Origin of the sequence: Clostridium sp. D5, from assembly GCF_000190355.1 — a bacterium.
Taxonomy (GTDB): Bacteria; Bacillota; Clostridia; order Lachnospirales; family Lachnospiraceae; genus Faecalicatena; species Faecalicatena fissicatena_A.
On record NZ_GL870812.1, the window covers coordinates 381,292 to 389,145 of the forward strand.

The 7,854-nt window shown below is 47.4% G+C and carries 7 protein-coding genes; 2 read left to right on the plus strand and 5 right to left on the minus strand.

The genetic code is table 11. The annotated features are described in order from the left end of the window. Position 1: 1 nt before the first annotated feature. From HMPREF0240_RS11830 to HMPREF0240_RS11840, 3 genes are read right to left on the minus strand one after another with little or no spacing between them, the layout of a single operon-like run. The gene (locus HMPREF0240_RS11830; protein WP_009003645.1) at positions 2-637 is read right to left on the minus strand and encodes a PrsW family glutamic-type intramembrane protease; all 636 of its coding nucleotides are present in this window, start codon (positions 635-637) and stop codon (positions 2-4) included. Then, positions 625-1,260, minus strand: coding sequence for a hypothetical protein (locus tag HMPREF0240_RS11835; RefSeq protein WP_009003646.1), 636 nt, complete (start codon positions 1,258-1,260; stop codon positions 625-627). The genes HMPREF0240_RS11830 and HMPREF0240_RS11835 overlap by 13 nt, the downstream gene beginning before the upstream one ends. After that, positions 1,257-2,126: a hypothetical protein gene (locus tag HMPREF0240_RS11840; protein WP_035313166.1), complete on the minus strand. Its 870-nt coding sequence runs from the start codon at positions 2,124-2,126 to the stop codon at positions 1,257-1,259. The genes HMPREF0240_RS11835 and HMPREF0240_RS11840 overlap by 4 nt, the downstream gene beginning before the upstream one ends. 309 nt (positions 2,127-2,435) lie before the next feature. Here HMPREF0240_RS11840 and HMPREF0240_RS11845 point away from each other — a divergent pair, with 309 nt between their 5' ends. Continuing rightward, on the plus strand, positions 2,436-2,798 hold the full coding sequence (locus HMPREF0240_RS11845; RefSeq protein WP_009003648.1) for a hypothetical protein: 363 nt from the start codon (positions 2,436-2,438) through the stop codon (positions 2,796-2,798). A 74-nt stretch (positions 2,799-2,872) separates the two neighbouring features. Here the strand turns inward: HMPREF0240_RS11845 and HMPREF0240_RS11850 are convergent, their stop codons facing one another. Next, the gene (locus HMPREF0240_RS11850; RefSeq protein WP_009003649.1) at positions 2,873-4,195 is read right to left on the minus strand and encodes a nitrogenase component 1; all 1,323 of its coding nucleotides are present in this window, start codon (positions 4,193-4,195) and stop codon (positions 2,873-2,875) included. Next, positions 4,158-6,377 (minus strand): nitrogenase component 1, encoded by a 2,220-nt coding sequence (locus HMPREF0240_RS11855; protein WP_009003650.1) that lies wholly within the window; start codon positions 6,375-6,377, stop codon positions 4,158-4,160. The genes HMPREF0240_RS11850 and HMPREF0240_RS11855 overlap by 38 nt, the downstream gene beginning before the upstream one ends. Before the next feature lie 237 nt (positions 6,378-6,614). Between HMPREF0240_RS11855 and HMPREF0240_RS11860 the strand changes: the two genes are divergently transcribed. Next, the gene (locus HMPREF0240_RS11860; protein ID WP_009003651.1) at positions 6,615-7,679 is read left to right on the plus strand and encodes a helix-turn-helix transcriptional regulator; all 1,065 of its coding nucleotides are present in this window, start codon (positions 6,615-6,617) and stop codon (positions 7,677-7,679) included. Positions 7,680-7,854 lie beyond the last annotated feature (175 nt).

The following is a 7,854-nucleotide window of genomic DNA, read 5'->3' on the forward strand; positions in this document are numbered from 1 at the left end:
GCTAATACGATAAAAACGGTAGCTTCATTTTTTTCCTGCTGCGCAGCACATAAAGCAGAACATAGAGTGTGAGCGGCATAATCATGCCGATGATGTCAAAGGAAGACTGGATCAGCAGGTTAAATAGTGCGTGCATTGTAATTGCAATAGAGATCAGTCCAAAGGTGCCAGTATAAAAAAGTTTTTTCTGCTTTTTCACATAGCAGATGCCGGACCCTATGGTGACCGTGCAAAGGCCGTGCATAAGGCTGGCTGAAAAACCGCGTCCAGCTGCCCAGGCGATAGAAACGCTGCCCAGATATTCGACCAGGAGTGCTGTGTTTTCCAATACGGCGAAGCCGACCCCGACCGCCATAGCGACAGGGAGCACCCGTTTTCGGCTGTCATCCAGCAGGAGCGCATAGCAGAGCACCGGGAGGGCTTTTAACAGCTCTTCGACTATAGGCGGGATAAGCTCCGAAAAACTGCGGGCACTCATGCCAGAGAATGGAAACACTATGGTATTGATCTCATAAGCGGCAAGGGCGGTAACCGCTCCCAGAAGAAAGAAGCCGACGATCCAGCGGGAACGGGACTCCAGCAGTGGGAGCATTAAAAGCATGGGAATACTTATACAGAAAAAAATTATATAAACCATTTGCGCACCCCCTTTTCAGCCAGCGGCAGCAGCAGGACGAGAAAAAGACAGGAAAGGATCGCCGAAGCTGTCCTCACTGTCTCGGGCAGATAATGAAACTGGCCTGCCAGTTCGGCAATGCAAAAGAGGATCACACAGCCGTTGTACGGCCGCATGACCCGGATGATTCCCATTTCCACATCAGGAAAAACCAGATGCTTGACAGCAAAATAGAGTGTAAATGTCATAGGCAGTATCAGCATCAAAAGCGTCAGCATGGTACTCAGGCCATAATTGACGATGCCCCAGACAAGCAGTGCTATGGGGACAATTGCAGGGATAGCAGAAACGATGCGCAGGACGCGGTATTTGCTTTCCCCGCCATCGGCCAGATGGTCGATCGCCCCATAATAGGAAGAGAATAAAAAGAAATAGGCACCAATATGACCAAAATATCCCACATGAAATCCGACGGGGCCGCCCCCATGGACAACGGAGTAACAAGCCGTGAAGAGCGCTCCGAAAAAGTAGCTGATCAGCCCATACAGCAGGATCTTAAAGAACAGAGGCTGGCGGTGTCTCAGACATGCGATCCCTCCGTACAGCACAGAAATCAGTGCCGCCGCCAGCTGTATCATGGTCATATGGATTCCTCCTTTGCCGGCTTTTTCAATTTGTTTTTCATAATTGCCCACATCAGCAGCATCCCCGCCAGCACACCGGCCAGGACACTGACTGCTACCGGAGTCACATTAACCTGCCCGCCCTCAGAGGAGAAAAGGCTCTGACTCTGTGATGGAGAAGCGGAACTGTTGGAAAAGTCAAGCAGGTAAGAATAGGCATTCGATATGTAAGAGTTATACTCAGACATGAAATTCTGGATTGATACCAAGGAATCCACGATTTCGATTCCTAATGCAGAGATACGGTCATCCAGGGTTCTGATGATGGAGTCACATTCCGAGGCATTATACCGTCCGGATTTCGGCACAGGATAAGAGAGCCCCTTTTCATCCATGTAGTAGAGGATGTCGCCGGGGATGACAACCGGTTCTGTATAGGCCTGGGATTTCAGGTCATTCAGCTGCTGGATAAATTGGGAAAGCTGAGTTTCTTCATATTGCTTTACATGGATATCATCCATATTCGGCATTGCATTATTCTTTACAGAATTAGCGAGTTCCAGCTGCGCTTTTATAAATTCGAGCATGAGGGAAGTGGGAGGAGCGGAACTGGAGAAATCGCCCAGTGAGCCGGTTACAGGAGCATCGCCATCGGCTTCAAGAACAGACGTGTCGGGTTCTTCCAGGTTATTAATCATGTCTCCAATATCATCGATCGAACTATCCTGGTCAATAGCATCCAGAATTTTCTGGGATTCCTCGATGTTCTGGTTCAGAGTTTCCTGAAGCGCCTGCAGTTCGTCGTTCTCAGAGGCGCAGACATTGAGGGTAAACAGGGGCGTCAGCACAAAGCAGAGAAGAATAGAAATAATTTTTTTACATTTCATAGTCACAATGCTTCCTTTCATAGAGATAAATTAGGTGCTGTTTTTATGAAACAGCTTTTTCTTTGCTATATGCATATACGTAGAAGGAACGAAAACGTCCCAGAGGCTAACGGAACAGTGTTGTTTTTTGCACATAAGTCAATCTTGATGAAAAGATACAGAATCATTGGGGATAGATTGAGTTACTGTGGATAAAAGGATATAATGAATAAATGAACAGGATTCCGGCTGAGCAGGTAAAAGGATGAAAGCGGGAACACAATTTGCCATTTGTGTCAGCAGATAAATGAGTACAGGGGGTACGGTTTTATGAGTATTATTTTAGGTTATTTATGTCTGTTATGTTTTTGTATGCTGTTAGTAAAAGCACTGACACGTAAGATGCATTTGAAAAAAGCAGATGTATTTTTTATGCGGGTCCATAAATACATAAGCGCTGCGTTGCTCGTAATATGGGTGCTGCACATTATATTTGTGTTTCCCGTATTAAAGGCTCACAATATCGGTGTTTTGATTACGGGCGTGTTGACAGCTGCCACGATGCTGCTGCTCATTGTACTATGCCATACAATTACGCGGGATAAACGCCTTAATCTTCAGGTGCACCGTAGATTATCCGTTGTAATGGTGCTGGGAATCATCGGGCATATGGTGACATATTTTGTGGATTAAAAAAACAGCTCATTATGAAAATGAACTGTATGATACAATTACGGCAGGTAATCGGTTTGATTACCTGCCATATTTTACCGGAACATCAGCCCGTTGATAATCTGTTCGCACAGCATTAGTCCTCCAGAAAGGCCCAGATGGGTCTTGGGGATGACATCGGTATAGCCGAGCGTAGGCATACTGATCTCAATCCCGCTGAAGTCGAGATGCCTGGCTTTCAGCTTTGCAATGATATTTCCGTCCGCAAATACCAGTTCGGCATCGGTGGAGAGAATATCCTTCTTCAGGGAATCCTCCATGGAAGTCTCCTCCAGCAGCCGGCAGAGAGCCTCATAATGGGGGCTTGGCCGACTATTGTCTTTTGGCAGATCAAGGACCGAGATACTGTCTGCAGTCATGCCAAAATAACAGATAAAAAAGCTGGCATATCCATAACACTGGGAGCAGGTACCGTGAACCGCGAACTTTGCACCTTTGGGAAGCCCGGTCAGTGAATTAAGTCTGGATAGATAAATATAAGCGCGTGCTCTGGACTTTTCGCTTTCCGTCACGAAGGCGGCGGGATCCAGATCAAAGCGGCCGCAAACCTGGCAAATCAGAGACTCAGCGGCCGCAAATCCCACGGGAAAACCGGGGCAGACGATATAAGGCATCTGATATTCTTCCTCCAGAAGTCGGGCTGCCTCCAATCCATAGACTGAATCCACGACAATATTTAAATCTGCATTTATCATGTTCCTGATTTCTTCAAATGTACATTCACAGCAAAGAATGCAGCTCACATCGATACCGCAGAGCCCAAGCAGTCTTGTCAGTTCCTGACAGTCACCCTGATAATATTTATGAAAAATGGACATCCCCAGGATATTCACTTTTTTGCGTGTTCCGGTATTGGCCGGCCGGGGACCGGCCGGAAGCAGTTCCCTGAGAATCTGACAGCATGCGGCACTGTAACCGTCCCATATATCCCGGGAGTATCCGGGGGTCTCTACCGTAAGAACCGGAGTACTCTGAATCTCATCCATGGCAATATCTCTGATGTCATCCCCGATAAGAGCGGCCCCCGGTGAGTTGACGATGACCATCAGGTCAAAGTTCATATTGGATTCGATAAAACGTATTGCCTCTGTCAGCTTGTCTTTGCTGCCATAAACGTAATCCCGTTTATCAAGATAGGTACAGGGAACACGGGGCTGCCCGAAATACCACAGTTCGGGATAGCTGAGCGGATCAAATTCCATCTGGCGGAGGGTCTGATTGTCGACTGTGGCTGAGTGGTAGAATTTGCAGCCGGTAGGGCCATTCAGCAGGACAATTGTATTTTTAATGCCTTCAAACCCGAAGATCAGGCCGGAAAAGCTATCTGGGGTAATACTTGTTAAATAGGGACTGATCATTTTTCCACGCTCCTTCCAAATTCATATTGAACAAACCGGCCCATCTTTCTGCCAGAATCAGTCCGGAAAAAAATCCGATATCGGGACACATGGGGATGGTGTCGGCGATACAATTTTCACAGCCTGCCGAGGATTCGTAATTGGACAGCAGAATGTCAGGCCTGTAATACTGAATGTCCCCGATCCTCTTTTGGCGGTCATAGTCCTCTTCAAGTGGGACATCTGCTATCTCAGGCAGTCTGCTGGAGAAGCCTTCATCCTGGGAAAAGTTGAGGATACAGAGCTTGGCAATCTCCATTCCGGCATCCAGGGCAGTTCTCAGAATCCAGTCCAGCTGATGATTGTAGGTAATGACCATCAGTTTTTTCCCTTTCAGGATCTTCTTGACAGCAGCAATCCTTTTCTCATAATCATCCCTGCCTGCGCTGATAATTTTTTCCGCAGCCTCTTCCTTTTTGAAAAATTTTCCGATGCCTCGCAGCCAGTTCACCGTCTCCATAAATCCAACGGGGAAAGGGTCTTCATAAAATACAGAGCCATATTCTTTTGTAAAAAAGTCTTTCAGTATTTTTCCTGTATAGTCTTTGTAGGCCAGTAGATTGAGTGATGCACTGCAGAAACCTTTAAGTGCATCGTAATACGTATTGCATAAAAATCTGCAGTTTACCCGGATTCCCATTTTGTCCAGATAGCCCCGGATAATCTCAAAGTTATTTTCCGTATTTTTGGCAACTACCTTTTCAAAGACAATATTTACCGTATCAGACGCGGGCGGGACATCCGGATCAATGATCTGTTTTGCCAATTCTGTGTAGCACATGAGCATACCCTGCAGATAATCCCCGGACAGGTTGCCGTCTGTTTTGACCGTAATGACAGGAATATCGGGTTTAGCCAGAGCTTTTGCCATATCAATGTCATCCCCTATGATGCCGGCAGGGCAGGAACTGATGATAACAATGGCCCGGGGTTTTGGTGTCTGTTTCAGGATGGCCTTCACTGTATCGGTGAGCTTTTCCATTCCGCCGAAAACCATGTCGTCCTCGCTCATATCTGTGGATATGATGTTGGGGGAGAGGGAAGAAGGCAGGAGAGTTCCACGTTCAAAGAGCCTCCGCCGGCCTGAGGAACTGATACTCTGATAGGAGAGATATGTACAGCTTTTCGGGGAATGAGCCAGAATCACCACATCCTGAAGATGGATGCTCATCGTCATGGCGCCGTTAAAAGCGCAGCCGTGCAGGGGTTCATCCCGGAGTACATTTTTGGAAAGGTAGCCGGAATCATACTGCGGCTGTGACACAGGGCTTCTGTCTGTGTCGGTTTCCGATACGGCCTGAACAGCCGCGGCAGATACAGAGACAGATGGCGTACCTGTTTTCTCATTTAATATGACATCCTCCAGCTCCTCGTCTGTCAGAGGACAAGCAGGATAAAGGATAGGCTCAGCCAGAATCTTTTCGGCTATCCGGGAAAATACCCGGGACAGGGTGCTGTTATTGTCCAGTTCCGTGACAGTGGAATTTTTCTTCTCTGCCCGGGCAAAAGTGTCATCCCTTGGAATTTTGGCAAAGATGGGGAGATTCACTGAGCTGGCAAAGGCATGGATCCGCTGGTCTTCATGTTTTACATTACGGCAGTTGTAAAGGATGCCCGCAACGCGGCACTTGTCCCCGTCATAATTTTGTATGCCCCGGAGAATATTGTTGGCGGCATATATGGACATGTACTCTCCGGAAGTGACCAGAAAGATGGTGTCGGCATATTCCCGCCTGATTGGAACGGCAAAACCGCCGCATACAACATCTCCCAGGACATCATAGAGAACAATATCATAGTTGTCTTTGATGTGAAATTTATCCAGAAGCTCGAAAGCAGTAATGATACCCCTTCCGGCACAGCCCACCCCGGGTTTGGGGCCTCCGGCCTCGATACAGCCGATCTGGTTGAAACCGTGGAACAAAATATCGCTGGCTTTATAGTCCAGAGGGCTGGAGCATTTGATATAGTCTAAAACTGTGGTGATCCTTTTGCCGCTCATGAGAAGGCGCGTAGAATCGTGCTTCGGATCACAGCCTATTTGCAGTATTTTCTTTCCATACATGGAAAGAGCAGCAGAGATGTTGGCACTTAAGGTTGACTTGCCGATACCTCCCTTGCCGTAGATAGCGATTTCTTTCAATGTGGTACCTCCTTCACAAGAATTATGTATATCATTATATATCAGAACGCCGGGCTTGCCAATGAAACAACATAGGAAATATATAGTTGGCCCTTACTATACTCGGAAATCCGTGAACTTGAATAATGGTTAAGAAATAAAGCATTTTAGTTAACGGAGCCTCTCTTGTACGCTGCTGCATGAGAGGCTATACTATAGTAGTCAGGCCGGACAAATACCAGAAAAGGAGAACATGATATGAAAGAAAATCTGGGGGCACATATAGCGGCGCTCCGCAAAACGAAAGGTATGACACAGGAACAGCTGGCTGCAGTGCTGGGAATCTCGGCACCTGCTGTCAGTAAGTGGGAGACAGACAGTTCCTGCCCGGACATCACCTTACTGTGTCCGCTGGCCAGAGCGCTGGGTACTAATTTAGATACATTGCTGCAATTTGAAGAAACTTTAACCGATGAGCAGATTGCAGAACACATCAATCAAATCATTGAAGCCGGCAGAGCTAAGGGGAAGGAACCAGCAGAAGAACTGCTGCAGGAACTGCTTCATCAGTATCCGGCAAGCGTACCGCTTAAATATAATGCAGTGGCTGTGCTGACTATGTTTGAGATGATATTTCCGGAGGTTCCGGAAGAACAGAAAGCTAAATGGAAACAACAGAAAAAAGAACTTCTGGAATATATCCGGGTGAACGGAACAGCAGTTTATTGTGAGCAGGCGGTCATGCAGCTGGCATCCATGGCTCTTATGGAGGATGAATTAGAAAAGGGTGAGCAGTTTCTGAAGGAAATACCTGAATATACTACAGATACCACGATGCTGTGGGCACAGTTATATCTGAAGCGTGAAGATAAGGATAAGGCTTTGGAGGTGATCCAGAAACGTCTATTTACTCTCGTATGCCAGATGCAGAACTGCCTGTTGCTGCTGGCTGACGGGAAAGTACAGCCAGATGCAGAAAAGGGACTGGAAATCTGTGAGGTTTACCGCAGGATGGAAGAGGTATTTGGCTGTACAGCAGGAATGAGTGATGGCATATTTGCAGAGGTACTTCTGCGGGCAGGTGAGAAAGAAAAGGCGCTGGAGAGCATAGTGCGCTTTGTGGATGCAATTACAGGGCAGGTACAGGTTCCTAATCCGCTTCTTTTTTCGGCGGCAGTAAAAATCAAAGAGGGGCAGGAAGCTTCATCAAAAGAAATGAGGAAGATGATACTGGAGGGGATGTTAACGGATGAGAGTGTTGCAGAACTCAGAGATGATGAACAGTTCCAGGCTGCGTTAGGGAGGCTGAGGGCGAGTATTTGATGTTGATGAGGGGGGCGCCGCGTGAACCGGGCATAGTGGTGTCTGGAAGCGGGGTTATGGCAGTAAGCCGGAGTAGAGCAAAAAAGAAGGAAAACCAGGGCAACCTGGCCACATCGCGTGAAGCCTTGATGGCTTCACACGCTGGGGCCAGGAAAAAGTGTGATTTGTGATCACA